Annotated in this window: 23 protein-coding genes; 11 read left to right on the top strand and 12 right to left on the bottom strand. The window is 48.5% G+C overall.

Annotated features, from left to right (window positions below; translation table 11 throughout):
- Positions 1-9: 9 nt before the first annotated feature.
- Together AC2CG4_RS13530 and AC2CG4_RS13525 are read left to right on the top strand one after the other, a co-directional pair.
- The gene (locus AC2CG4_RS13530; protein ID WP_484486765.1) at positions 10-1,827 is read left to right on the top strand and encodes a putative bifunctional diguanylate cyclase/phosphodiesterase; all 1,818 of its coding nucleotides are present in this window, start codon (positions 10-12) and stop codon (positions 1,825-1,827) included.
- A gap of 21 nt (positions 1,828-1,848) precedes the next feature.
- Complete coding sequence (locus tag AC2CG4_RS13525) at positions 1,849-4,599, top strand: hybrid sensor histidine kinase/response regulator (RefSeq protein ID WP_484486764.1); 2,751 nt, start codon at positions 1,849-1,851, stop codon at positions 4,597-4,599.
- On the opposite strand, the gene AC2CG4_RS13520 is transcribed toward AC2CG4_RS13525, so the two are convergent.
- The 4 genes from AC2CG4_RS13520 to pip all read right to left on the bottom strand — a co-directional run bounded on the left by AC2CG4_RS13520 (position 4,596) and on the right by pip (position 7,924).
- A complete protein-coding gene (locus AC2CG4_RS13520) occupies positions 4,596-5,054 on the bottom strand; it encodes an FxLYD domain-containing protein (RefSeq protein WP_484486763.1) in 459 nt (152 codons plus the stop codon). The two genes, AC2CG4_RS13525 and AC2CG4_RS13520, sit on opposite strands and share 4 nt — an antisense overlap.
- Positions 5,055-5,097: 43 nt before the next feature.
- On the bottom strand, positions 5,098-5,538 hold the full coding sequence (gene dtd, locus AC2CG4_RS13515; RefSeq protein WP_484486762.1) for a D-aminoacyl-tRNA deacylase: 441 nt from the start codon (positions 5,536-5,538) through the stop codon (positions 5,098-5,100).
- A gap of 21 nt (positions 5,539-5,559) precedes the next feature.
- Positions 5,560-6,753, bottom strand: coding sequence for a helix-turn-helix domain-containing protein (locus AC2CG4_RS13510; RefSeq protein WP_484486761.1), 1,194 nt, complete (start codon positions 6,751-6,753; stop codon positions 5,560-5,562).
- A gap of 196 nt (positions 6,754-6,949) precedes the next feature.
- Positions 6,950-7,924, bottom strand: a complete 975-nt coding sequence (gene pip / locus AC2CG4_RS13505; RefSeq protein WP_484486760.1) for a prolyl aminopeptidase — start codon at positions 7,922-7,924, stop codon at positions 6,950-6,952.
- A gap of 263 nt (positions 7,925-8,187) precedes the next feature.
- On the opposite strand from pip, the gene AC2CG4_RS13500 reads away from it, so the two are divergent.
- From AC2CG4_RS13500 to AC2CG4_RS13490, 3 genes are all read left to right on the top strand, one after another.
- Positions 8,188-8,904, top strand: a complete 717-nt coding sequence (locus AC2CG4_RS13500) for a helix-turn-helix transcriptional regulator (RefSeq protein ID WP_484486759.1) — start codon at positions 8,188-8,190, stop codon at positions 8,902-8,904.
- Positions 8,905-8,986: 82 nt separating this feature from the next.
- The gene (locus AC2CG4_RS13495; RefSeq protein WP_484486758.1) at positions 8,987-10,111 is read left to right on the top strand and encodes a PQQ-dependent sugar dehydrogenase; all 1,125 of its coding nucleotides are present in this window, start codon (positions 8,987-8,989) and stop codon (positions 10,109-10,111) included.
- A gap of 40 nt (positions 10,112-10,151) precedes the next feature.
- Positions 10,152-10,541 (top strand): gamma-glutamylcyclotransferase family protein, encoded by a 390-nt coding sequence (locus AC2CG4_RS13490; RefSeq protein ID WP_484486757.1) that lies wholly within the window; start codon positions 10,152-10,154, stop codon positions 10,539-10,541.
- Positions 10,542-10,547: 6 nt separating this feature from the next.
- Here AC2CG4_RS13490 and AC2CG4_RS13485 read toward each other — a convergent pair whose 3' ends face one another.
- Both AC2CG4_RS13485 and AC2CG4_RS13480 read right to left on the bottom strand, forming a co-directional pair.
- Positions 10,548-10,832, bottom strand: coding sequence for a DUF6482 family protein (locus tag AC2CG4_RS13485; RefSeq protein WP_484486756.1), 285 nt, complete (start codon positions 10,830-10,832; stop codon positions 10,548-10,550).
- Positions 10,832-11,209 (bottom strand): thiol-disulfide oxidoreductase DCC family protein, encoded by a 378-nt coding sequence (locus AC2CG4_RS13480; RefSeq protein ID WP_484486755.1) that lies wholly within the window; start codon positions 11,207-11,209, stop codon positions 10,832-10,834. Before AC2CG4_RS13480 ends, AC2CG4_RS13485 begins: the two co-directional genes overlap by 1 nt.
- Before the next feature lie 155 nt (positions 11,210-11,364).
- Here AC2CG4_RS13480 and hemH point away from each other — a divergent pair, with 155 nt between their 5' ends.
- Positions 11,365-12,405 carry a ferrochelatase gene (gene hemH / locus AC2CG4_RS13475; protein ID WP_484486754.1) on the top strand — a complete coding sequence of 347 codons (1,041 nt, stop codon included), beginning with the start codon at positions 11,365-11,367 and terminating at the stop codon, positions 12,403-12,405.
- A 12-nt stretch (positions 12,406-12,417) separates the two neighbouring features.
- On the opposite strand, the gene AC2CG4_RS13470 is transcribed toward hemH, so the two are convergent.
- The 3 genes from AC2CG4_RS13470 to typA all read right to left on the bottom strand — a co-directional run bounded on the left by AC2CG4_RS13470 (position 12,418) and on the right by typA (position 15,941).
- The gene (locus tag AC2CG4_RS13470; protein WP_484486753.1) at positions 12,418-13,077 is read right to left on the bottom strand and encodes a hypothetical protein; all 660 of its coding nucleotides are present in this window, start codon (positions 13,075-13,077) and stop codon (positions 12,418-12,420) included.
- Positions 13,078-13,091: 14 nt separating this feature from the next.
- Positions 13,092-13,961 carry a sulfite exporter TauE/SafE family protein gene (locus tag AC2CG4_RS13465; protein ID WP_484486752.1) on the bottom strand — a complete coding sequence of 290 codons (870 nt, stop codon included), beginning with the start codon at positions 13,959-13,961 and terminating at the stop codon, positions 13,092-13,094.
- 153 nt (positions 13,962-14,114) lie between these two features.
- Positions 14,115-15,941, bottom strand: coding sequence for a translational GTPase TypA (gene typA, locus AC2CG4_RS13460; protein ID WP_484486751.1), 1,827 nt, complete (start codon positions 15,939-15,941; stop codon positions 14,115-14,117).
- Positions 15,942-16,125: 184 nt separating this feature from the next.
- Between typA and AC2CG4_RS13455 the strand changes: the two genes are divergently transcribed.
- Both AC2CG4_RS13455 and vapC read left to right on the top strand, forming a co-directional pair.
- Positions 16,126-16,356 (top strand): antitoxin, encoded by a 231-nt coding sequence (locus AC2CG4_RS13455; protein WP_484486750.1) that lies wholly within the window; start codon positions 16,126-16,128, stop codon positions 16,354-16,356.
- An 11-nt stretch (positions 16,357-16,367) separates the two neighbouring features.
- The gene (vapC, locus tag AC2CG4_RS13450) at positions 16,368-16,772 is read left to right on the top strand and encodes a type II toxin-antitoxin system tRNA(fMet)-specific endonuclease VapC (RefSeq protein ID WP_484486749.1); all 405 of its coding nucleotides are present in this window, start codon (positions 16,368-16,370) and stop codon (positions 16,770-16,772) included.
- A 4-nt stretch (positions 16,773-16,776) separates the two neighbouring features.
- Here vapC and AC2CG4_RS13445 read toward each other — a convergent pair whose 3' ends face one another.
- Complete coding sequence (locus tag AC2CG4_RS13445) at positions 16,777-17,838, bottom strand: acyltransferase family protein (protein ID WP_484486748.1); 1,062 nt, start codon at positions 17,836-17,838, stop codon at positions 16,777-16,779.
- Positions 17,838-19,313 carry a tRNA uracil 4-sulfurtransferase ThiI gene (gene thiI, locus AC2CG4_RS13440; protein WP_484486747.1) on the bottom strand — a complete coding sequence of 492 codons (1,476 nt, stop codon included), beginning with the start codon at positions 19,311-19,313 and terminating at the stop codon, positions 17,838-17,840. The genes AC2CG4_RS13445 and thiI overlap by 1 nt, the downstream gene beginning before the upstream one ends.
- A 264-nt stretch (positions 19,314-19,577) precedes the next feature.
- Between thiI and AC2CG4_RS13435 the strand changes: the two genes are divergently transcribed.
- Complete coding sequence (locus AC2CG4_RS13435; protein WP_484486746.1) at positions 19,578-21,197, top strand: methyl-accepting chemotaxis protein; 1,620 nt, start codon at positions 19,578-19,580, stop codon at positions 21,195-21,197.
- 76 nt (positions 21,198-21,273) lie between these two features.
- Here AC2CG4_RS13435 and AC2CG4_RS13430 read toward each other — a convergent pair whose 3' ends face one another.
- On the bottom strand, positions 21,274-22,476 hold the full coding sequence (locus AC2CG4_RS13430) for a cation:proton antiporter (protein WP_484486745.1): 1,203 nt from the start codon (positions 22,474-22,476) through the stop codon (positions 21,274-21,276).
- Between the two features lie 588 nt (positions 22,477-23,064).
- Between AC2CG4_RS13430 and glnA the strand changes: the two genes are divergently transcribed.
- Together glnA and AC2CG4_RS13420 are read left to right on the top strand one after the other, a co-directional pair.
- Entirely contained in the window at positions 23,065-24,465 is a 1,401-nt protein-coding gene (gene glnA, locus AC2CG4_RS13425) for a type I glutamate--ammonia ligase (RefSeq protein WP_484486744.1), read from the top strand.
- A gap of 130 nt (positions 24,466-24,595) precedes the next feature.
- A complete protein-coding gene (locus tag AC2CG4_RS13420) occupies positions 24,596-25,135 on the top strand; it encodes a DUF4124 domain-containing protein (protein WP_484486743.1) in 540 nt (179 codons plus the stop codon).
- Positions 25,136-25,209 lie beyond the last annotated feature (74 nt).

The following is a 25,209-nucleotide window of genomic DNA, read 5'->3' as shown; positions in this document are numbered from 1 at the left end:
TTTATTGTTATGTCGAGTTCGACGCGTATCCTGCTAGTTGATGATACCCCGGAAAATCTGGATGTTCTTAGTGGCATTCTGGAAGATTTGGACTGCCAATTGATTGTCGCTACTTCGGGTGAGCGCGCGCTGGAGCTGGCGGCACGGCGCTTGCCGGATTTAATCTTGCTTGATGTGATGATGCCGGATATGAACGGCTTTGAAGTCTGTACCCGCCTCAAGGCCGAACTGGCCACCACTGAAATTCCGATTGTTTTTGTCACTGCCCGCGCCGACGATATCAGTCAGGGCTTTCGTGTCGGCGGCGCCGACTACATCACCAAGCCGATTAATGCCGACGAGGTGCGCTCCCGGGTGCGCCACCAGCTCGAGCGGCAAATGATGATGACAGAGCTGAAATCATTTAACCGCGAACTGGAAGGTAAGGTGCGCGAACGCACTGCCGAGTTGACCATCGCCAACCGCCAATTGCGCGAGGAAATTAACGAGCGGCGTTATATGCAAGACCGCCTCAACTACCTCGCTACCCACGATTTTGTTACCCGTCTGCACAACCGCAACGCCCTTGAGGCTCACGTCTCTGAATTACTGGCACGTATTCAAATGCAGGATATCAACGCCTCATTTTTATTAATTGATATCGACCGTTTCCGTTTGATTAATGAAAGCTGTGGCTGTATCGCCGGCGATGAACTCTTGCGCCAGTTTGCCGATAGCATCGCCGGGTTATTAGCACGCAATGATTTTTTTGCGCGGCTCGGCGGCGACCGTTTTGCGGTAGTCACATTTTGTGATGAGGGCGATAAAGGCTTGGCGTTGGCGAACAATATTTTGAAACACCTGGAGCAATTTAATTTCCAATGGGAAGATCGCCAATTCAAACTGGCAGCATCGATTGCCACTGTGCCACTCACCCGCGTCATGGTGAGTTACGATCAGGTGATGCTCGCCGCCGATGAGGTAATTTTTGTTGCCAAGCGCGAGGCGCGCGGCGGTATTTTCAGTTACGAAGATGCGGCCAAACGCAGTGATCTGCACAAAGACAATATCAACTGGGCTTCACGCTTGGTGGATGCAATACACAGTCAGTTGTTCCGCGCTTATTTCCAGATGATTGAGTTCCTACCGGCGAGTATCGGTGTCGCCCAGCCGCAGTATCGTCTGGAAGTGTTGATTCGATTGTGGGATGCACCCAATCAGCGAATGATTTCGCCCGGTGAATTTATCGGTCCAGCCGAACGGTTGCATTTAATTCCTGAGTTGGACAAGTGGATTATTGGTCACACGCTGAATTTATTTGCCCAGCATCCTGCCTTGTTAGAGCGTTTGGATTTGGTCTCGATTAATTTATCGGCTATTTCGATTCGCGAATCGCAGTTCGCACAATTTATTATCAATACCTTTAATAATTTGAATTTGCCCGCGCATAAATTCTGTTTCGAAATCACAGAAACTCAAGCCATTGTCAATGTCGATTCGGCGCGGCAGTTTATGCAAACACTGCGCGAGTTGGGCTGCCATTTTGCGTTAGATGATTTTGGTAGCGGTTTTGCTTCTTACGCTTATTTGCATCAGCTGGCATTCGACAAAATAAAAATCGACGGAATTTTTGTGCGCGATATGGATACGGATCCGGCGCATTATGCGATGGTGAAGTCGATTGCCGAGATGGCGACCTCACTGGACAAAGAAGTCATTGCCGAGTTTGTCGAAACCGAGGAGGTTGCCACTCAATTGCACAAGCTGGGCGTCAGTTGGGGGCAGGGTTATTACCATCATCGCCCGGAAGAAATGAATTATCAGGCGCTGGAAAAATGCCTGAGCTAATCTGCACAAGGTAAATTATCCGTGCCGCTACTCTCTCGTAAATCTCTGCATCTTTTTATTAAATTGCCACTGCTGAACCTGAGTTTTGCAGTGGCTTATTTTTTATTAGTCAAATTCGGTATGGACTGGAGTTCGCTGACCTCGCAAGTGTCATTGGTTTGGCCAGCGGCGGGTTTAGCATTATTTGGTTTTTTATCATTTGGTTTGCGCGTTTTGCCGGGCGTATTTATTGGCGCGCTACTGGCCACCCAATGGTTGCATTTTGATGAGGCGATCGGGCGCAGTTACACCTCATGGTGTGCTGCTGCGATCATCGGCGCCGCTGCGGTATTACAGGCACTGTTAATCACACGTATTAATCGCGGGGTATTGAGTAGCAATTTATTGGTGAACTTGCGCCGCACATTAATTTTTATCGCCAGCATTTTTTGTTGCGCAGTGATTTCCTCCGGTGTTGGTATTTATACGCTGCATTATGTGGGCATAGTATCTGGTGCGGAATTGGGAAAAACCTGGGCCTTTTGGTGGATGGGCGACAGTATTGGCATGTTGGTATTTACCGCACTGTTTGCGTGGCTACTGATTCCTCGGGTTCGTCAAAATACCGATACACAAGCGTTTATTTTGTTAAGTGCCGGTGTTGGGTTGGTTTTTTTTCTGGTATCGGCCTTGGGTTACATCGAACACAATGAGGCGCAACGGCTAGCTAAAGCAGCTCATGAAATGACGCTCGGCGCGCAACTCGATCCACGCCTGTGGTATCAACCCAGTTGGCTGCAAGTATCGGCCTTGGCATTGGGCCTGAGCTTAATTGGTTTGTTAACGGCCTATATTCGCACGCGCCAGCAGCACGATGAATTGCTGCGCGAAAATCAAAAACGTTTGGAAGATGAGGTTTTATCGCATACCCAAGCACTGCGCAAAGCGAATGACTGGCTGCTCAATGAGGTGGTGCAGCGCCAGCAAACGCAAGAGCAATTGCAGTCGTCACAAATAACTTTGCGGGCACGCGAACAGCATTTGCGCAGTTTGCTCGACAATATTCCCGATCCGATTTGGTTTAAAAATCTTGACGGTGTGTATATCAGTTGCAACAAAGCGTTCGCCAATATGCTGGGGCAGACAGAAGACAACATTATTGGCAAAACTGAAGATCAGTTAGTGACGCGAGAGCTGGCGGATTTTTTCCGCCACAATGATCAACAGGCATTAAAAACAAACGAGTTACACCGCTACGAACAATTAATCAGTGTCAATAATCAAGCGCAATATTTGCTCGACACCTTAAAAGTTGCCGTGCGTGATGAGCAGGGCGATGCGGTGGGAATTCTTGGAATCGGGCGCGATATTTCGGCACAAAAAGATGCTGAAAAACAATTGTCGCTGGCAAAAGAAGCGGCTGAAGAAGCAACCCGTGCCAAAAGCCGCTTTCTCGCCAATATGAGCCATGAGATCCGCACCCCACTTAATGCAGTATTGGGTTATACCCAATTGCTGATGCGCGACGAAAAATTTACCGGCAATCAGCGCGAGCGTTTGCAATTAATTTTAAGTGCAAGCCAGCGTTTGTTAGGTTTGATTAACGATGTATTGGATCTGTCAAAAATTGAATCGGGTGTGCTCAATCTGCGCAAAGAGTACTTTGATTTGCATCAGGAAGTTGCTGATATTCAAGCGATAATGGCGGAGCGCGCGCAGAATAAAGGGTTAAATTTAATTACCCAAGTCGATATGCCTGACCCCTATATCGTGAAAGGCGACCGCCAAAAAATCGGCCAGATTTTATTAAACCTATTGGGCAACGCGATTAAATTTACTCCGCAAGGCAGTGTGAGTTTGTATGTGGCGTATCTTGCCGGTGAAGTGGAATTTGTGATTGGCGATACTGGCCCGGGTATTTCCGAAGAAGAGCTGGCGCAACTATTTGCCGCGTTTAAACAGGGGCAAGCAGGTGAAGATGCCGGCGGAACCGGTCTTGGCCTCACGCTTTCCCGTCACTTGGCGGAAGGCATGGGTGGCAGTTTGCAACTCTCCAGTATTCTCGGCCAGGGAACTCTCGCACATTTGCGTTTGCCCTTGGTCAGTGAAAATGTCATCTTGGATTCGCGCGATACACAATACCAAAATCAGCGCTTACAACTGGGTACCCAGTGCAAAGTATTAGTAGTAGAAGACGATCAAGCGAGCTGCGAAATTTTAGTCGATCTATTACAACAAATTGGCTGCGAAACTTACGCCGCACACGATGGCCGCGAAGGGCTCGCTATGTGCCAAGCGCAACAGTTCGATATAGTGTTTACCGATATTCGCATGCCCTATTTAAATGGCTTGGAAATGTTTCGCCGCTTGCGCGCGCTGCCTAATTACAACAATACGCCGATAGTAGCGGTATCTGCGTCCAGTCTGGAGCATGAGCGTAGTTATTATCTTGCGCAGGGATTTCAGGAATTTATCGGCAAACCCTATGCTTTCGATGATGTTTTCAAAGCCCTGCAGCAGTATGCGCAGGTGAGTTTTGATGGAGAAAGGGAGGCGGTGGTGGAAGTTAACGAGACTAATGATGCCGATGTCGATTTAAATTCTATCAAGCCGGTGTTGCAGGAATTAGCTGCTGTGGCTGCAAGTGGCAATATGACACTCAGTAAAAAAATCATCAGTGACTTAAGTGCCGAACAACTGGGGCGGCAGCGGCATCAACACTTAATTAATGCGCTGCGCATGTATGATTTGGAAAGGGTGGAGGCTTTGAGTAAAGGCTGGTTGGTCGATTAATAGCTGCTAGCGCTGACCACACGAACAACTACATCGCTATATTCAGGAAATTTTCTATTGGCGCATCCGCATTTAATTGCAAAATTTTCAGTTTCGTTTGGGGAAATCTTTTTGCTGATATATACGGCTTCCTCGTAGACGAAATCCCCATCGCTATTAAAGAACTCTGCCTCGATCTTTACTGAACTTACTTTTTTCGTTCCAGTATTTTTTATGCTTCCCAGAACCATGACAAAATTTTCGTCCTTTACATCTTTGAAGCTCAGGATTTCAATAGTTTTAATTAGATCTTCTTCCATTGATGAATATGAGTAGCTTTCTGGCTCGGTATATTCACGGTTTGCTAACACAAATGTTAATATGTTGTAGCCAATGAAAAGAAGACTTAAAGGAATTATCAATCCAAAGCCAAACACAATGCCTTGGCGGAATACACTTCTATTTGATTCTTGCATATTTTCTCCAGAGAGATTTTTTCGCTATATGTGAGAATTAATATTACTCCATCTCCAACATAAACGTCACCGGTCCATCATTAATTAAGCTCACTTGCATATCCGCTGCAAAAATTCCGGTTGCGATCTGAGGGTGTTTGCTGCGCATCTGCGCCACAAAATAATTGTATAGAGCTTCGGCTTGGGCGGGTGGTGCGGCGGAAGAGAAGCTGGGGCGTAGGCCTTTTTTGGTGTCGGCGGCGAGGGTGAATTGGGATACGACTAGAACACCACCGTCGATCTGTTGCACATTGCAATTCATCTTGTTGTGTTCATCCGAAAAGATCCGATAAGCGAGGATTTTGTCGATCAGTTTGTTGGCGGTTTCTTCGCTGTCATTTTTTTGAATGCCGAGCAGTAATAAAATGCCTTGCTCTATCTCTCCGGTAACTTTTCCCTCGACCTTAACGGATGCCTGTTTGACGCGCTGAATTAAACCCAACATAAATAAGCCTGATATTAGTAGTTAGTTAACCGGTTTGACTGATTTGCGGTATTCGCTCGGGGTCATGCCTGCTTTTTTCTTGAATAAGGTGTTGAACGTAGCTTTGCTGTTAAAACCGACATCGAGCATTATATCGAGCATATTTTTATCGGCGTATTGTTGGTCCGCGAGCATGCGCTTGGCTTCTTCAACACGATAAGAATTAATAAATTCGAAAAAATTACATTCAAAATGGCGGTTGATAATGTTGGAGAGCAGGCGCGGTTGCAAGCGCAGTTGGCTGGCAAGTTTATCCAGAGTTAAGGCTGGTGTTAGATAAGGTTTTTCTGTCTCCATATGGCGCGAGAGTTGCTCGATCATTTCCGGTTTTATCTTATCTTTTTGTTCTTCAGGTTCCTGCTCATCTTTGGAGGGCTCGGGTTCTTGTGGTGAACGCAACTCTAACCCTTCAAAAACACTGGAGTGCCCTAAACCAAAAAAGATAAGAATGCTCACCAATAAAAAGGTAATGTAATTGCCCGCTAGGCCCATAATTTCAAAATTAGTGCTTATGCCAAAACTGATGGACAATATAATCATCACCGCAACTAATACGGCCCAAAAGCGAATTGCCAAGAATCCAAGTACCAGAATTTTTAACCAGGTTAAATCGATTTTGTCGATATCAGAAAAATTGGTGCGTATATGTTGGGTGTAACGTTTGATTTCGATCAGGCAAATAACACCTAAGGCCACGCGAAACAATTCGCGGAACAGGGTGACATAATTCATGATTTGCGGCGCAACAGCTAAATCGTATTGTTCCTGAATTGTTTTTTTGTCGCCCACATCGAGGCTGTAATAAAAAATCAGCTGATAGCCTGCATAGGCAATAAACGGCAGTAAATAAATAATGTCTTTTATCCGCAGGTGATAATCTTTGTAAATCAGCGAGCGGGTATACCAAAGTAATAATGGCCCTTCCAGCCAATAGCCAAAACCAAATACGTAAAATAAATCAGGCGACCATTCAATAGCGATATGACGAAATGCGGCACCGAAGCTGATTAAAATATCGAGCGGGATGGCCGCGTGTTGCAGCAAGAAAAAGGCGAGAAACACATTGCGAATATATTTGTCGCGTTTAATGGTGAGCAACAGAAGTGCAAACAGGATGCACTGATAGGCAGTCATTAATAAGACTACATCGTGAGTGTTAAAAATAACGTCATACATAGTTCACTGCTCCGCTGCGGCTGTACGGCATTCTATTAATTGTTGTGATCAGCCTGATCGTCAGTAATGTGGTTATTCTCGCTGGTTTACACAGCGGCAGATCTTGCGCCTGCGAGTTGAATCATAGCATCGAACTCTTTACTGCAAAATAAAACGGAGCCATTTGGCTCCGTTATTGACTGCTTATTCGCTGGCATCAGGCTAATTGATCGCCACTGGTATGCAGTAATTTTTGCGCTAACTCGTCGGTTGCGCGGATCAGCGCATCCACTATGCCTGGCTCGCGAGAGGCGTGACCCGCCTCGCGGATAATCTGCAATTTGGAGCCCGGCCAAGCTTTGTGCAGCGCGTAGGCGTTATCGAGCGGGCAGATCACATCGTAACGGCCATGCACTATGGTGCCGGGAATATCGGCAAGTTTATGGGCGTCGCGCAAAATTTGGTTGGGTTCCAAAAATGCATTATTCATAAAATAGTGCGCTTCAATACGCGCTAATGACAGGGCGCGGTGCGGTTCGGTGAAAGAATCGACGACATCCTGACAATGCTTGAGCGTTGCGGTGCGCCCTTCCCAGCCCGACCATGTTTTAGCGGCAGTCATTTGTTGAATTTGGTTTTCGCCGGTGAGCTGGCGATAGTAGGCTGCGATCATGTCGCCGCGTTCTGCTTCGGGAATCTGCGCTTTAAAGTCATCCCAGTAGTCGGGAAACAAGCGGCTGGCACCTTCCTGATAAAACCACAGCAAGTCTTCGCGACGACATAAAAAGATGCCGCGCAAAATCAAACCCATAACTCGCTCTGGATAGGTTTGCGCGTATACGAGGCTGAGAGTCGAACCCCAAGAGCCGCCAAATAGTACCCATTTATCGATACCAAGGCTGGTGCGGATAACTTCTATATCTTCCACCAATTTTTGCGTACTGTTGTTTTGCAATTCTGCGTGGGGGCGCGAGCGACCGGCACCGCGTTGATCGAACAGGACGATGCGATAGACTTCCGGGTCGAAAAAACGGCGATCATATTTACCGCAACCCGCGCCGGGGCCGCCGTGTACAAACAATACGGGGATGCCATCGGGGTTGCCGGATTCATCGACATACAATTCGTGGGGAGGCTCTACGGCAATTTGGTGACGCTGATAGGGTTTTATCTCGGGATAAAAGATCTGCATAAACTCGCCTTGTTCGGGTCAATCACTGAAAGATATGTGCGGGGGTCGCGCCCACTAAAGGTAGCACAGCAACTTGTGGGTGCGGTCGAAATTAGCGGGTAAAACCGAATCTGCGGCACAAATTAGCGTTGCGATTGCACCCTAATAAGGCTTTCAACTGGATCCCGGTTAACATCTGCACACTTGCTGACATAAACTGTCAGTTGCGCCGGCTAGCATAGCGCATCCTTTTTGTAAGCCAATAGCCCATCCCGAGACTTTATATGCATCGCGCCGAACGCCTTTTTCAGCTCACCACCCTGTTGCGCAATCGCCGCACTGTGCTTACCGCAAAACAAATGAGCGAGCACCTGCGTGTCTCTGAGCGCACCATCTACCGCGATATCCAATCACTCAGTTTGTCTGGTGTGCCGATTGAAGGTGAAGCGGGTGTGGGTTATCGCCTCTCCCACCGCTATCAGTTGCCGCCGCTGATGTTTGACCGCGAAGAGGTGGAGGCCTTGTTGCTGGGCGCGCGTATGGTCAGCAGCTGGGGCGATACGGATATGGCGATTCACGCCAATCAGGCGATCCAAAAAATTCTTGCTGTGCTGCCCGACCATTTGCGCCACAGCGATGAAAGCCTGCCGCTGCTAGTGCCTAACATGGAAGAGGTACAAAAGTACTACACCGCACACAGCCAGCCGATGCGCGAGGCAATACGTTTGCGCCAGCGGGTGGCGATCGATTATGTGCGCGCCGATGAACAGCACAGCTCGCGCACCATTGAACCGCTCGGCATGATTTTTTGGGGCAAGGTGTGGACGCTGGTCGCCTGGTGTCATCTACGCGATGACTATCGCACCTTCAGGTTGGATCGCATTCAAGCGATTGTTGTGACCGATGAAAAATTCGAAACCGGTGAGACTAAAAGTCTTAAACATTTTTTGCAGTTGATGAAAGAAAAATGTGCGCAGGAACCCGATGCAACCGAGCAATAACAATGTTAATTCGCTTAACAAACCTTAAATTGCCCTTGCCCCACCGCCTTGTTAATCTGAGTGCACTTCTTAGGAGAATTTTATGAAACTTCGCACGCTCAGTCTCGTTCTGTGTATTGTCGCAATCGCCCCTATCGTGAGCGCCAAAACGCTTTCAGTAACAACGGAAACGGGAAAAATTCAGGTAAAAACCATCGCCGAAGGCTTGGAAAATATTTGGGGTATGGCCTTTTTGCCCGATGGCAGCATGCTGGTTACCGAGCGCCGTGGCCGTATGCGTATAGTACGTGCAGACGGAAAAGTGGGAAAACCACTTACCGGCTTGCCCGATATCTATGCGCAGGGTCAGGGGGGCTTGCTTGATGTAGTGCTCGCGCCGGATTTTGCATCAAGCAAAAAAATCTATTTCAGTTACTCTGAGCCGGGTAAAGGCGGCAATAGTACGGCAGTCAGTTTTGCCACTCTCAATGGCAACCAGCTGGAAAATGTAACCCGTGTATTTAGTCAGCAACCGAAAATAAATTCGAGCGCGCATTTTGGTTCGCGTTTGGTATGGGCGCCAGACGGCACGCTGTTTATTACATTGGGTGATCGCTATAGCGAAAAAGACAAGGCGCAAACGCTCGATAACCATCAAGGTAAAGTGGTGCGCATTAATGCCGATAGTTCAATTCCTAAGGATAACCCTTTCGTAAAAACACCGGGCGCGCTGCCAGAGATTTGGTCGTATGGGCACCGCAATATGCAAGGCGCTGCGATTAATCCGATCACTAAAGAATTGTGGACCGGTGAGCACGGGCCGCAGGGCGGCGATGAATTAAATATTGATCGCGCGGCAAAAAACTATGGCTGGCCAGTAATTACCTATGGCGAAAATTATGGCGGCGGAAAAATTGGTGAAGGTATACACAAAGAAGGTATGGAACAACCCAATTACAAATGGGTACCATCGATTGCCACAGCCGGATTTATTTTTTATACCGGTGATAAATTTCCGCAGTGGAAAAATAATATTCTGCTCACCAGCTTGAAAGATAAAACATTTGTGCGCTTGGTTGTGGACGGTGAAAAAATTACCGCAGAAGAACGCTTACTGAGCAAAGAGCTGGGTCAGCGTTTGCGCCATGTGGTGCAGGGGCCGGATGGTTTGGTCTATTTAGTGACCGACGAAAGCAAAGCCAAAATTTATCAATTATCACCGCAATAAAAATGTCAGGGGGGGGACCGTTTACTACCCCCAACAATTTATGCAGAACGATTATGTTTTTGTCTACGGCACTTTGCGCCGCGCCTGTGCGACGGGCGCGCATCAAACTTATTTGGCGGGAGCTGAATTTATTGGTAATGCAAAAGTAAGGGGCAATTTGTATCGCGTTAGCTATTATCCCGCATTAGTGCTGGACAACGCAGCCGGTACAGTGGTGGGTGAAATATACCGGGTATCAGCAGGGCAGCTGGTGAATCTGGATATTTATGAAGAGTGTACTTACCCATCATTACCTATGCAGGAATACCAACGCAAAAACATAAACCTAAGCACGGATGCTGGCGCGGTCATGTCGGTTTGGGTTTATGTTTATCAGCACCCAGTTCAAGGATTTGAATTAATTACCAGTGGCGATTTTTTAAAAGCATAGCGAGTATCAATCAAGTGCAGCTAGCGGCATGGGCAGTTCGGTTTTTTGCGCTGTATCACCGCCGATCATTTCATCATAAGGTGACTGCATTACCAGCCAGCATTGATTAAACCCAATTTCTTTTAATGCAAGTTGGGCGCGATAGAGGCTCGGAAACTTACGCAGTTTTCCTGCAGAATCTTTAAGCAGCTGTGCAAGATCGCTCTGTCCCTCCGGCTCATGAGTAATTCCAGCCAGATAATGCACACAATCGCTGTAACTGAAAATCAGTGCGCGGCTATTTACATTCATTATTTAACTCCTTGCAACAAATGGGAGGCGTAAGTACGACAATAGCGGCGCTCTGCCCAGCGTTGGTAGATGCGATCAACAAAGCTAGACCAAATCTTCCAGCGCAGCGGCTTCCATAAAAAACCTATGGGCGTAAACGACCAAGCCATTACGTTAGCGTCAACGCCAAGGTGCCAACTCCCGTCTGGCATTTGAAGGTGCAGGTTGCGCAGCATTTGCGCTGGCTCTGCGTCACTTAGCTGCAGTAACTGATGAATATCAACCAGCGTTAATCCTGCATTTTTATATCGGCGTAAAAAAGCCATCTCCCGACTGCAGAGTGGGCAGCGGCCATCGTAATAGAGCTGAGCGCGATGCGTGGGTTGGGGCAATGCCATGGTGCTATTCTCAATTTACGGGATAACCTGATTCGAGCAATATTTACGCTGGCGATCCTGATTGCGATCATTTTTTTCCGCTGCTGGATTTTCATCGCTTGAGCGAGTATGTTGTGCCCGCTTACCACTGATTGTATTTCCCCCGGAGCCATTAGATGAATCAATTTCGCGCGCTTAATTATGATGTTGATCCGGTGTTTCATTCTGCTAACAGGCCCGCTGCAAAAGTCGGTGTGTTGCTCACTAATCTCGGTACTCCGGACGCACCTAATGCATCGGCACTGCGTCGTTACCTGCGGGAATTTTTATCCGATCCGCGCGTGATTGAAATTCCGCGCTTGGCGTGGATGTTTATTTTGCACGGCATTATTTTACGGGTGCGCCCGAAGAAATCGGCCAAACTTTATCAGTCGGTGTGGACTAGCGAAGGTTCGCCGTTACTGGTGATCAGTAAACAACAGCAGCAGGCTATACAGGCGCAGTTGGGCGATGGTTTTAGCGTAAAACTCGGGATGCGTTACGGCAATCCGTCTATTGCGAGTGCGTTGCGCGAATTGCAAAGTGAAGGTGTGCGTAAAATTATTGTACTGCCGCTCTATCCCCAGTACGCAGCTTCAACTACCGGCTCCAGTTTTGATGCTGTGGCAAAAGAATTATCGATATGGCGTTGGGTCCCAGAATTACATTTTATCAATAACTATTGCGATCAACCTTTGTATATCGATGCGCTCGCCAATTCAGTGCGCGAACATATTGAAAAAAATGGCAAACCACAAAAAATTATTTTCTCTTATCACGGCACGCCAAAACGCAATCTTGAATTGGGTGATCCCTACTACTGCCTGTGCATTAAAACTACACGTTTGGTCGCTGAAAAATTGGGTTTGAATAAAGACGATTACATGGCGTGCTTTCAATCGCGTTTTGGTTATGCGGAATGGTTAAAACCTTATACCGATGAAACGCTAAAAAGTTTACCCGCAGAGGGCATTAAAAATATTGCGATTTTATCACCTGCATTTAGCGCAGATTGTTTGGAGACTCTGGAGGAGTTGGCGGTGGAAAATCGCCATACATTTATTGAGGCGGGCGGTGAAAAGTACGATTATATTCCCGCACTGAATGATCGTGCCGATCATATCGAGGCGCTAGTGCAATTGGTGAAGAGTAAAGTCTGCTCCCAAGCTTCTGTATAAGAGGTTTGGTCGTTAGCGTTTGTTTAGTACCGCCAACAACAACACCCAAAAACACAATACTAAATTAAATAGCGGTATCTGCAATTCTGCTGGCATTGCATACACCACAGATACCGCTGGAATCCAAACCAGCCAGTTAGATAACACAACGGTTGGAATTTTTACGCAGAAAAATCTTTTGTCCATCGCCCTTCTGCATTCAGCAATATTCCAGTTGGACTCCATCCATAGATAAATAATGGTGATGCCCGGTGCAGCCCAGAGTGCGCTGTAAATAAATTGATCGGCTGCCATTTTGGTGATGATGGTTTTTGCATCGTTACCAGTGCCAAACCAGTCTGCTTGCAGGCGATAGAATAAATCGACCTCCATGCCCTTTAATCCCCAAAAGAGAATATAAAAAATCAGCAGGCCTGGCATATTGCGGTGGGGCGCAAGACTATTGCTTAGCCACAAATATAAAAAGGGTATAAGTCCACCAAACAAAGCGGTGGCGATAAATGAGTAGGCAAAGCCATAGTGTTTTTTTAATAAACCAAACCAACTAAATACAGGTTTGGCGGCAGGCACAAAAAAATAAATAACAAAAATACTCAGGGCAAATAATTGCAGTACCAAACCGGGCACAAGATTTTTTTTGAGTGCTGCAACTATGGACTGGGTGATGCTCATGCAAGTTTATCCAATTAGTTGCCAAATACGGTTACAAGCATGTGCACGGAAAGCCCAATTAACAGCAGCGCAAATATTTTTTTCAGCAGTGCGATGGGTAAACGGTGCGCTAGTTTTGCGCCTAGCGGCGCAGTGATAAAACTCATTGCCGCCATTGCCAAAACTGCTGGCCAGAAAATATAACCGAGTGTGTAATTGGGCAAATTGCTAATACCCCAACCATTCACGGCATAACCCGCTGCGCCAGCGAGGGCGATAGGTAAACCCACCGCTGCCGATGTGCCAATCGCAATTGGTAAACGAATATTGCACCAGACCAAAAAGGGCACCGTTAATGTCCCGCCACCAATCGCTACCAGTGCCGATATACCCCCTATTCCGGTGCCAACCGAGCTCATACCCAGAGCGCCGGGCAATTGGTGTGATGGCTTCGGTTTGCGGTTGAGTGCCATTTGCAGTGCAACCAGCGCCATAAAACAGGAGAAGAAAATCGCCAGCGGTTTGGCCGATAAATAGCTCGCCAAAAAAGTACCGGCAAAGGTGCCGAGCAAAATACCCGGCGCAATTTTTATCACTACCGGCCAAATCACGGCCTGATGTTGGTGGTGAGCGCGCAAGCTTGCAATCGCTGTAGGCACAATCGCCGTCATCGAGGTTGCTAATGCCATATGCACAATATGCTCAGCGGGAAATTGCTGCTGCACAAATAACATGGTGAGTGCGGGCACCATAATGCCGCCGCCGCCAATGCCCAATAGCCCGGCAAAGAATCCGGTAAAGGCGCCGAGTGTTAGTAGAGCAACAATAAAATAGATATCCATGGCAAAACTACTTTGTTGCATGGGTGTTTCAGCGGAAGCTTTCACGACACGCCGTGAATCCATCCATGGAGGCTTACCTTCGACATCCATGTCTCAGACAGTCGTGAAAACTTCCACCGAAACACCTTGAGCGTGAATACACCAGTCGAAAAAAATCCCCATCGTTTTCACTTTGGGGATTTTGGCTTAACGATTGCACCTTGCGGTTAATGATCGTTAGGCTTTTTTGCCGCGCTTACGCTCGTTTTCGGTGAGCAGTTTTTTACGCACGCGGATGCTGAGAGGCGTTACTTCTACCAACTCGTCATCTTCAATAAATTCCAGCGCCTGCTCCAGAGTGTGACGGATTGGCGGTGACAGGGTCAGCGCATCGTCGGTACCGGAAGCACGCACGTTGGTTAATTGTTTGGCTTTGGTTGGGTTTACTACCAAGTCATTATTGCGTGAGTGAATACCCACCACTTGACCTTCATAAATTTCAACACCAGCGCCGTAGAACAAACGGCCACGCTCTTGTAAAGGATGCAGACCATATGCGAGAGTTTTGCCTTTCACCATAGAGATCAATACGCCGTTTTGACGCTTGGCTACTTCGCCTTCTTTTACCGGGCCGTAGTGATCAAAAATACTGGTCATGATGCCGGAACCTGAGGTCATAGTCAGGAACTGACCACGGAAACCGATCAAGCCGCGTGATGGACACAAGAACTCAAGCTTGATACGGCCTTTGCCATCCGGCTCCATGTTGTTCAGCTCACCTTTGCGCAGGCCGAGCTCTTCCATCACTTTACCTTGATGCGCTTCTTCAACATCGATCACCACTTGCTCGAACGGCTCGTGGATTACGCCATCAACGATTTTTTGTACTACTTCAGGGCGTGAAACACCCAGCTCGTATCCTTCGCGGCGCATATTTTCGATCAGTACTGACAAGTGCAATTCACCGCGACCGGAAACGATAAATTTATCCGGTGTTTCACCTTGCTGTACACGCAGTGCCACGTTGGCAATCAGCTCTTGATCCAAGCGGTCTTTGATATTGCGGCTGGTCACGTACTTGCCTTCTTTTCCGGCAAACGGTGAATCGTTTACCTGGAAGGTCATGCTTACGGTTGGCTCGTCAATAGAAAGCGCTGGCAATGCCTCGACACATTCCGGTGAGCATAGGGTGTCAGAAATACCGAGTTTATCGACACCGGTGATACACACGATGTCACCGGCATAGGCAATGTCGGTCTCAATACGTTGCAAACCGTGGTAACCCATCACCTGCAGTACTTTGGCCTTACGGGTGTTGCCCTGATGGTCAACAACGATGACTTGTTGATTGGGTGACAGGCTGCCGCGAGTGATACGGCCAATCCCGATAACACCCACATAGCTGCTGTAATCCAGTGCGGAAATTTGCATCTGGAAGGGGCCATTGAGATCAACTTGTGGCGGTTTTACTTTATCCACAATCATCTGGAACAGCGGCGTCATGTCTTCGGCGATGTCGTCTGCAGCCAGACCGGCAACACCGTTTAACGCAGAGGCATAAATAATTGGGAAGTCGAGTTGCTCTTCAGTTGCGCCCAAACGGTCAAACAAATCAAATACTTGATCAACAACCCACTCAGGGCGCGCGCCTGGGCGGTCAATTTTGTTGATAACCACAATCGGGTTCAAACCTTGTTCAAACGCCTTGGATGTTACAAAACGGGTTTGTGGCATGGGGCCACCAACGGCGTCAACGATCAGCAATACTGAGTCAACCATCGACAACACACGCTCTACTTCACCGCCGAAATCGGCGTGTCCAGGGGTGTCTACGATGTTGATGCGGTAATCGTTCCATTTAATCGCGGTATTTTTGGCCAGAATAGTAATGCCGCGCTCGCGCTCTTGGTCATTGCTATCCATGATCAGGTCGGCGCTTTCATCGCGACGGTCGAGGGTGCCGGATTGACGCAACAACTGGTCAACCATAGAGGTTTTACCGTGGTCAACGTGGGCGATAATGGCGATATTGCGCAGTTTTTCGATTGCTGATTGATCTGTCACTGTGGGATTTCTCTTGGGTGTGTGCCTAGCTAAGGCAAATGGGGAAGCGTAAAAAGGCGCGCATTATACCTATGAAGGCGTGACACGGATATGCTTGTGGCGATTCAATTGGCGAAAATTTAAGCTGTTAGTGTAAATACTTCACGTATATACTTAATGTAGCTACGCTATGGAGGATATAGCTATGACGCTTGCTCGTGTTTTTCAATCCGGTAATAGCCAGGCCGTAAGGTTGCCTAAAGAATATCGTTTTGATGTAGATCAGGTTGAAATCTTTCGCCGTGGCGACGAAATTATCCTGCGTGCGGTTACCCCCAATGCCGGGGCGATTTTTGATGCGCTTACCCGCCTGCCAGGCGATGTTATGGGGCAAGAGCGGGAAGATCTGCCGCCTCAGGAACGGGAAGGCTTTTAACAGGATTTTTTATGGCTACACGTTATCTGCTTGATACCAATATCTGTATTTACATCGCCAAATATAACCCCCTTCCGGTACGCGAGCGCTTCGCACAACATGCTGCCAATGAATTGGCTATGTCGGTGATTACTCTGGGTGAGCTGCGTTTCGGCGCCGAGAAAAGTCAGTCGAAAGCGCGAGCCATGGCAGTAATCGATGAGCTGGCCAGCTTGATGAATATCGAGGTGCTATCAGATGGCGTCGCCGAACATTACGGGGAAATTCGCGCGAGTTTACAAAAATCAGGGCAGATGATTGGCAACAATGATTTATGGCTTGCCGCCCATGCCCGCGCCCGCGATTGGATTTTGGTCACCAATAACGAAAACGAGTTTGTCAGGGTGGAGGGGTTGCGAGTGGAAAACTGGGTATAGCGCCCTACCCAATCACCCAGCGACTTTTCTCGCCCCAGTAGCGGCGCAGGAGCAAAACCACCAGCAGGCTGCCGTAGAGTTGGAAGACAAAGATCAGACTGCTGATCCATAAAGCGGGCCAAGCACCCTGTGGAATCGACCAGCCCGACTGCACCGAAATACGAATAACATTTTCCACCAGAATCGATAGCAGCGGATGGACAAAAAAGATGGGGAAGCTGTTGTCTGCCAGCAGGCGCAAATGCTGTGAGCCTCGCCCTGGCGGTAAATAGCGGCACACTACTAATAACCACAAACAAAAACCTAGGGTTTGCAGCAGCTGCCAATCAATTCCCGCCCAGACAAATGCGTGCTTGTGGTAGTTGCCCACATGCACATCCACATAGGTTTGGATGAATGCAGCCGCGAGCCATAGCAATAAGCCCAGTATCAATACAGGCATCTGCCAGGTTAAAAGACACTGGCTGTAACGCGAACAGAGAATGCCTAATAAATAGTAAGGCGTGAAATACACCAGTGATTGCAGTTGGTTAATATTGGAATCGGGGCGGTGGATAAGCAGTGCGATCAGCGTAAATAGCAGCAACCAAAAGATTTGCCACGCGAAGCCAGCGCGTATATAGCGCAGGTGCAACGGCGAGCAGGCAAAGGTCAGCAGGATAAACGGCACATACCAGTGGGGATAGAGCACAAATCCGTTGCGCAGCGTGTACCAGCTGTTGAGCAATAATATGTCTATGCCGTGGCCGTCCTGCGCCCAGCCGACAATACGAAACCCCAAGCCAATCAATGAAATAGCAAGAAACGGCACCAATACCAAGCGCAGTTTTTTGTCCATGAAGTGGCGGTACTCAAAGCCTTGATAAAACACGCGATGAAAGAAAAAACCGGAGATAAACACAAACAGACCGGTGCCGCCGCGCAACACATTCTCTAGCAGTAAAGGAAAACCTTTTTCCGACAAAAAAATAGAATGCCCCAGCACGATCAGGGCAATTGCCAGACCGCGCAGGTAATCAAATTCAACCAGCCTTTCCTTTTTTGAATCCAGTAGCGAACCGCTCATTAAATAGCGCAGGCGCTTTTGGGCTCTGGGCGATAAACGCCGACATTCAGCTTACCCGCATCTTTCAAATTGGCCGCATGCAATTGGCTCATCACCCCTTTTTGGCAGTAGAGATAATACTGGCGGCTCATATCCAGATTGGCGAAGTTGTGGTTGAGCGAGTAGAACGGAATGGTGCGCACTTCCACGCCGCTCACTTTTAGCGGATTGGCTTCCTGCTCATCCGGGTGGCGAATATCGATAATCACATCGGGCGCATTGACTTCGCCCACCACCGGCACGGATAAATCCGCATCCAGTTCATCGACAATTTCATCGATATTTTGCGCGCGGCGCTCGGCAATCGCGCGCTCTAATATCGCCATATCGAATTTGCTTTCTTCGTGTTCCACCTTGTGCATTTTTGCGCGGGTGGTCGGGTTCACCGAGATTACGCCGCAGTATTCCGGCATGCTCGCAGCAAAACTCTCGGTGCCGATTTTGCGCGAAAGGTCGATGATATCGCCCTTGTCCATAGTGGCGAGCGGGCGCAGCACCAGCATGTCGATGGCGCGATCGATGGCATTTAAGTTGACGAGGGTCTGGCTGGATACCTGGGCGACACTTTCACCGGTGACCAGTGCAGGAATCTCTAGCGACTCCGCCACTTTTTCCGCAGCGCGCAGCATCATGCGTTTGAGCGTAACGCCCATGTAGGGGTTATCCACCTTTTCTAAAATTTCGCGCACTACATCTTCAAACGGCACTGTGACAAATTTAACGCGGTGGGATGCGCCGTATTTATTCCACAAGTAATAGGCGACTTCTTTTACGCCGATTTCATGGGCGCGCCCGCCCAGATTAAAAAAGCAGTAGTGCGCGCGCAGGCCGCGTTTGATACACAAGTAGGTGGAGACAGTGGAGTCAAAACCGCCCGAAATTAACGACAGTACCGGATCTTGTGCACCCAGTGGATAGCCGCACATGCCCTGGGTTTTACTGGTAAGCACCCACAGACGCTCATCTTTAATCTCGAGGTACACGGTGACATCGGGTTTATGCAGGTCGACACCTTTGGCCGCTGAGTGTTGCAGTAAACCACCGCCGACGTATCGCTCTACCTCAACTGAACTGTAGGGGTGTTTACCCACACGTTTAACACGCACGCAAAACGTTTTACCGGCAAGGGCGTCGCGCCAATGGGTTAAGGTTTGCTGAAAAATCGCGTCGAGGTCACCTAGTGGGTAGTCATGCAGCACCGAAAAGTTGGCGATGCCGGGAGTGTGTGCCAGAACTTCCGCAATTTGTGCGGCGGTGCTGGTATCGACATTGGGGCAGCGAATTTCGATTTTTTCCCAATCGCGTTGCACATCGATATCCACGCCCACATTGCGCAACAGCAGGCGCAAATTATCGCGCAATTGTTTGATAAAACGCTTCCGTACGGGGGGGCTTTTAATGATGATTTCGGAAAATACTTTAACAACAATATGCATGGGGAATTGCGCCTGACAGGATGCAGCGAGTGCTGACTGGATAAAAAGGCGGCGATTATAAAGCAAGATTCAAGAAAAAGCGGCCAATCTACGTGATTGGCTTGCATCTGGATCAATAACACCAAAAAAATTTAAATCTTTACCTTTGGACATCTTGAACAATACTCAACAACCATCCCCCATTTTTCAACAGTGCATTGTTTCAATATAAATAATGTTGGCCGCCTAACTGGATGGGCATTTTTCGGTAATTGAGAGGTAACAATGAGAGAGTTCAAGATAGGGCTGCGACTGACACTTGGTTTTGGCGTACTGGCGCTGATTTTGTTAATGCAAGGTATGTTTGGTTTGGGTGGCATGTCGAACATGAATAACCAGACCAAGGAAATTAACAATATCTGGATTCCAACTTTAAACGCGATAGGGGATTTAAATTCAGCGCTACTCTACTACAGGATCAGCGCTATACGTTTGGTGGTTGACCCCAGCGCTGCCGGTGTCGCTAGAGGCGAAGCTAATTTACAGGCTCGTGAGCAAGCTCTTGATCAGGCAACCCTCGCTTTCGAGCAGGAAATAACGGAGCCAGAGGAGCGCCCCATTTTCGCGGAGTTTGTGCAAGCTAAGCAGCTCTATCGAAAAAGTGCCTCGCAAGTGTTGGTTGCAATGAAAGCTGGTGATACGGCAGCTGCAATTGCAATTGTGGATGTTGAGCTGAAATCTATCGCTGATCGGATGAGTGAGATGCTCAACAAATTGGAAAAGATCAGTCGCGACCACGCTGAGCGGGCGGCTCTGGAGTCGGCTAAAGCATACAGTGGTGCTCAAACATTAGTCATTAGCAGTATTGTCATTGCCTTATTAGTTACTGCCATTCTGGCAGTTGCGATTACGCGCAGCATCGTTACCCCGTTACAAGAAGCGGTAATTGCTACCGAAACGATTGCGGGTGGCAATTTGACGCAGAAAATATATTTTGCAGGTAAGGACGAGCCCGCGCAGTTGCTCGCCTCTCTCGCATTGATGCAGGATAATTTGCGCACTACCATCGCTCACATTGGTAACTCATCTGTACAGCTGGCCTCTGCAGGCGAGGAGTTGAGTTCGGTGGCTGAGGACTCGTCACGCAACCTGCAGCGGCAGAACGATGAAATTCAACAGGCCGCCTCGGCCGTGACACAAATGAGTGCTGCGGTAGATGATGTGGCGCGCAATGCGGTTAGCACGGCGGAAGAATCGAGCGAATCATCGCGCCTGGCACATGAAGGGCGCGATAAGGTAAAACACACTGTTACCGCCTTGAGATCAATGACCGACGAGTTTAACCGTACGTCGGCATTGATCGGCGGTTTAGCGGATCAATCAAAAGATATTGGTAAGGTCTTGGATGTTATTCGCGCTATTGCCGAACAAACCAACCTGCTTGCATTGAACGCGGCGATTGAAGCGGCGCGAGCGGGGGAAGCTGGGCGAGGTTTTGCCGTAGTGGCAGACGAGGTGCGCGCTTTGGCGCATCGCACTCAGGTATCTACCCAAGAAATTGAACAAATGATTAGCACCGTTCAGGGTGGAACCGCAGCCGCAGTGCACTCAATGAAGAACAGTGTGGAGCACGCGAGTAAAACCTTAACTGTGGCCGAAGAGGCCGGTGGGGCGTTGGAGCAGATTTACCAAAAGGCCGGGCAGATTGGCGAGCGCAACCTGTTAATCGCCAGTGCCTCTGAGGAGCAGGCTGCCGTAGCGCGGGAAGTGGATCGCAATATCGTGAATATTAGCGATCTCTCCACCCAGTCGGCTGCTGGAGCCAATCAAACCAGCGCGGCGACATATGAATTGGCACGTCTGGCTACTGACCTTAATACCTTGGTGTCGCGTTTTGTTATCTAATTATTAGGCCGCATCAAAAGCCCCGCCGCTCACCAGCCGGGGCTTTTTGATTTTTGTCGATTCAATCCAGCGCTGGTTATTTCGCGCGGGAAATAAGTTCTTTCATCATCTTTAGCTTGGGCGTCACCACCGGTATGGTCAACATAGTGCTGGCGATAGCCATTACCAGTAGTGCGGTAAATGTTTCACTGGTGATGATCTGTTTATCGAGCAGCACATTGGCGAAGATGATCATAATCAACGCCTTGGTTTGCAGTAGCCAGCCGATGATTGAGGCTTCGCCCTTTTGCCAATTGAGAATCTTACCGGCGGCGTGAATGCCCACCAATTTCCCTGCGACTGAGGCAATCAACAGGATAGCGGCAGCGATAAATACGGTTGTGCCACCCACCTCCCAATTGGTGCGCAGGCCGGTGCTGAGGAAGAATACCGGCATAATGATCATCAGTACAAAATGGCGCAGCTTGTCCATATCTTCCTGATTAAACCATTCGGCATCCATCACTGCGCCTGCTAAAAATGCACCCACCATATAGTGCAACCCGGCCCAATCTGCAGCCAAGCCACAGATAGCGAGCCAGATAAAACCGGAATACCAGCGGTCTTTCTCTTCAATCGCCACCATCAGTTTGCGAAACAAATAAGCGGCGAGGGCAAAGCCGATTAGGAACATGCCTTGGCGACCGACGCGCTCCCAATCCAGCAGGATCAGGGCGAGCACGCCCCAAATGGCGATGTCATCAAGGCTGGCGTAACGCAAAATCCGCTGGCCGATGGGCTGGCGCAGGATTTCCATCTTTTCCATAAACAGAATCAGAATGGGTAGTGCGGTTACCGCGCAAGCCATGCCGACACCGAGAATAAACTGCCAGGTCAGACCATTTGGACCAACCCAGCCATCGCTAAAACTCATCATTAGGATTGCTGCGCCGCAGCCAAATAGCAGCGGTGTGCCCAGTGCGAGACCGGCGGTGATGCCACTTTCGCGCTTGTATTGCCAAGCTTTTTTCAGATCTAGCTCAATACCGGCGATCCAGACAAAAATCATTACCGCCCACCAGGCAATGCCATTGAGCGATTTGATAACGTCTGGATTAAAGACAAAGCTGTAATACTCGGGGAACGCCTTACCCAGTACCCCGGGACCAAGCACTATGCCCATAATGATCTGCACTACAACTAGCGGCGCCCAGTAGTCGGTTCTGCCGAGGCGCCAAATCAGGAAGGGGACAGTAAAAATAATCACCATCGCGATCAGGAATATTTCGGTTGTGGTCATATGCATCTTGCTAAGCCCTTACTTCTTATTAGGATTTGTAAATTTGCCTTATCGTCCGTTTGACGAATGGCGCACGCTACAGGGATTTTTTGCGCCATTCGATAGTCAGCTTATAGATAATTACTATGGGTTGCTTAGTTAAAAGCTAATCAACTGTAAAACTATTTTCTTGATTGGATTTTGTCGTTTGCTTGCCATAAAAGTGATGCAATTTGGCGCATGCTGCTGGCACACTAGCATGGGTGTTGCTGTGGGGTAAAACGGGCTGCCAAGATTTAACCTTTGCTGCTTTATTCTGGTGCAATAAGGAGTTTTTGCGCTCTATTTTGGTGCTTTGGTGTATTCTGTAGCGTTGCCTTATCGCCGGGAAGCCTTATTTTTAAACGCTTATTGCTATTTTCCTTAAATGGCATATATTTTGCCCCTTTTCTGACACCCTAGTCTTGCCCCGCTCACCGAAATGAGTCGCGAGCCCGGATGAAGTGGGAAAATTTTCAGGTAAGCCACCCTCTTTAGGGTTGTTTATTGGCCGTAATAACAACTTTCACAATCCGTAGCCTTCGGGCTATTACAACTTGGAGGCATTCAATGTCTAAGACTTTAGACCTGATCAAAGAACACGAAGCTCGCTGGATCGACCTGCGCTTCACCGACTTTAAAGGCAAAGAGCAGCACGTTACTTTCCCTTCACACGTTGTAAACGACAGTTTCTTCGTTGATGGCAAAATGTTTGACGGTTCTTCTATTGCTGGTTGGAAAGGTATTAACGACTCAGACATGATCCTGATGCCGGACGATTCAACTGCGGTATTGGATCCATTCTACGATGAAGCGACTATCAACATTCGCTGTAACATCGTTGAGCCAGCCACCATGCAAGGCTACGATCGCGACCCACGCTCTATCGGTCTGCGCGCTGAAGAGTATCTGAAGTCTACTGGTTTGGGTGATGTTGCCCTGTTTGGTCCAGAGCCAGAATTCTTTATCTTCGACAGCGTTCACTTCCACAGCTCAATGGGCGGCGCTTTCTACAAAATCAAATCTGAAGAAGCAGCTTGGTCGTCAGGTGATGATATTGAAGGTAAGCACGGCCACGCTCCACGCGTAAAAGGCGGTTACTTCCCAGTTGCTCCGGTTGACTCACTGCACGACATCCGCGGCGCTATGTGTAATGCGATGGAAGCAATGGGCCTGGAAATTGAGATTCACCACCACGAAGTTGCTAACGCTGGCCAATGTGAAATCGGTGTAGGCGCTAACACTCTGGTTAAGAAAGCGGACGAAGTACAGATCCTCAAGTACTGCGTACACAACGTTGCGCACCAATACGGTAAAACCGCAACCTTTATGCCGAAGCCTTTGATCGGTGATAACGGTTCAGGTATGCACGTTCACCAGTCTTTCTCCAAGAACGGCAAAAACCAATTCGCAGGCGATTCCTATGCTGGTTTGAGCGAAACTGCTCTGTACTACGTGGGCGGTATCATCAAGCACGCTAAAGCATTGAACGCTTTCTGTAACGCGTCTACCAACTCGTACAAGCGTTTGGTTCCAGGTTTTGAAGCGCCTGTAATGTTGGCTTACTCTGCTCGTAACCGTTCTGCTTCTATCCGTATTCCTTACACCGTTGGTGAAAAAGCCAAGCGTATCGAAACTCGTTTCCCTGATCCAACTGCTAACCCATACCTGTGCTTCGCGTCATTGCTGATGGCGGGTATTGACGGTGTTCTGAACAAGATTCATCCGGGCGAAGCAGCGACTAAAGATCTGTACGATCTGGAGCCGGAAGAAGAAGCAGCAATCCCACAAGTGTGTTCATCTTTGGAAGAAGCTTTGGCTTCGCTTGAAGCTGACCATGAGTTCTTGTTGGCGGGTGGTGTATTCTCTAAAGACTTCATCGATGCTTACATCGACCTGAAGAAACAAGAAATCCAACGCATCAACATGACTCCGCACCCAGTAGAATTTGAACTCTATTACAGTGTGTAAGTCTTGCTGCCAGGCTAATCGGGCTTAAGCTCGGTTAATCTGTGAAAAAGCCCGCACCGGAAACGGTGCGGGCTTTTTCTTTATAAGGCGCGGGAGTACTCTAGGGAAAACGATTGGCTAGCAGGGGTAAATGATGCGTAGTTTATTGATGGTGATGTTCTTTCTGGCGCAGTTGAGCGCAGCGGATGTGTATAAGACGGTCGATAAGGATGGCAAGATCAAATACACCGATAAGCCGAGCACAGAAAATGCCGAAAAACTGAAGTTGCGAGAGATTAATACAGTGCCAGGGGCGCAGCCCTTGCCGCAGTCAACACCGGTAGCTTCTTATGAGTCACGCACTGCCGAGCTGCAGTACCAAATTGGCATTATCAGCCCCCGCTCGGACGTCACTATTCCAGTGGGGCAGCGGGACTTGGCGATAGCTATCAATCTCAATCCAGGGCTCCAACAGGGACATTTACTGGTGTATTTTATGAATGGTGAGCTGCTGGAGGAGACGACTATGAATAATATTATCGTCAAGGATGTTCCGCGTGGCACTCATACATTGGTGGTAGAGGCGATTGATGCGAATGGTCAATCATTGGGCACGTCACCTCCGGTTATCGTGAACGTTATTCGCCCAAACATTCACACTAATGCCCTTTCAAAGCCCACGCCAAAATGATTGCACCTTTTTGGTGCTATCATTCTCTTTAAAATCCCCATTATGGACAAATTCAGCGGCTAAACTTGCTGAAT

The organism is Cellvibrio sp. ATLC23, assembly GCF_057196725.1.
Note: the sequence above shows the minus strand (reverse complement) of the source record. Positions and strands in the feature narration are given on the sequence as shown.

Excerpts from the sequence above, each read along its gene's own strand:
- AC2CG4_RS13530 (WP_484486765.1), top strand. The coding sequence starts at position 10 with ATGTCGAGTTCGACGCGTATCCTGCTAGTTGATGATACCCCGGAAAAT.
- AC2CG4_RS13520 (WP_484486763.1), bottom strand. The coding sequence starts at position 5,054 with ATGCAAGAATCAAATAGAAGTGTATTCCGCCAAGGCATTGTGTTTGGC.
- dtd (WP_484486762.1), bottom strand. The coding sequence starts at position 5,538 with ATGTTGGGTTTAATTCAGCGCGTCAAACAGGCATCCGTTAAGGTCGAG.
- AC2CG4_RS13510 (WP_484486761.1), bottom strand. The coding sequence starts at position 6,753 with ATGTATGACGTTATTTTTAACACTCACGATGTAGTCTTATTAATGACT.
- pip (WP_484486760.1), bottom strand. The coding sequence starts at position 7,924 with ATGCAGATCTTTTATCCCGAGATAAAACCCTATCAGCGTCACCAAATT.
- AC2CG4_RS13500 (WP_484486759.1), top strand. The coding sequence starts at position 8,188 with ATGCATCGCGCCGAACGCCTTTTTCAGCTCACCACCCTGTTGCGCAAT.
- AC2CG4_RS13495 (WP_484486758.1), top strand. The coding sequence starts at position 8,987 with ATGAAACTTCGCACGCTCAGTCTCGTTCTGTGTATTGTCGCAATCGCC.
- AC2CG4_RS13490 (WP_484486757.1), top strand. The coding sequence starts at position 10,152 with ATGCAGAACGATTATGTTTTTGTCTACGGCACTTTGCGCCGCGCCTGT.
- AC2CG4_RS13485 (WP_484486756.1), bottom strand. The coding sequence starts at position 10,832 with ATGAATGTAAATAGCCGCGCACTGATTTTCAGTTACAGCGATTGTGTG.
- AC2CG4_RS13480 (WP_484486755.1), bottom strand. The coding sequence starts at position 11,209 with ATGGCATTGCCCCAACCCACGCATCGCGCTCAGCTCTATTACGATGGC.
- hemH (WP_484486754.1), top strand. The coding sequence starts at position 11,365 with ATGAATCAATTTCGCGCGCTTAATTATGATGTTGATCCGGTGTTTCAT.
- AC2CG4_RS13470 (WP_484486753.1), bottom strand. The coding sequence starts at position 13,077 with ATGAGCATCACCCAGTCCATAGTTGCAGCACTCAAAAAAAATCTTGTG.
- AC2CG4_RS13465 (WP_484486752.1), bottom strand. The coding sequence starts at position 13,961 with ATGGATTCACGGCGTGTCGTGAAAGCTTCCGCTGAAACACCCATGCAA.
- AC2CG4_RS13455 (WP_484486750.1), top strand. The coding sequence starts at position 16,126 with ATGACGCTTGCTCGTGTTTTTCAATCCGGTAATAGCCAGGCCGTAAGG.
- vapC (WP_484486749.1), top strand. The coding sequence starts at position 16,368 with ATGGCTACACGTTATCTGCTTGATACCAATATCTGTATTTACATCGCC.
- AC2CG4_RS13445 (WP_484486748.1), bottom strand. The coding sequence starts at position 17,838 with ATGAGCGGTTCGCTACTGGATTCAAAAAAGGAAAGGCTGGTTGAATTT.
- thiI (WP_484486747.1), bottom strand. The coding sequence starts at position 19,313 with ATGCATATTGTTGTTAAAGTATTTTCCGAAATCATCATTAAAAGCCCC.
- AC2CG4_RS13435 (WP_484486746.1), top strand. The coding sequence starts at position 19,578 with ATGAGAGAGTTCAAGATAGGGCTGCGACTGACACTTGGTTTTGGCGTA.
- AC2CG4_RS13430 (WP_484486745.1), bottom strand. The coding sequence starts at position 22,476 with ATGACCACAACCGAAATATTCCTGATCGCGATGGTGATTATTTTTACT.
- glnA (WP_484486744.1), top strand. The coding sequence starts at position 23,065 with ATGTCTAAGACTTTAGACCTGATCAAAGAACACGAAGCTCGCTGGATC.
- AC2CG4_RS13420 (WP_484486743.1), top strand. The coding sequence starts at position 24,596 with ATGATGCGTAGTTTATTGATGGTGATGTTCTTTCTGGCGCAGTTGAGC.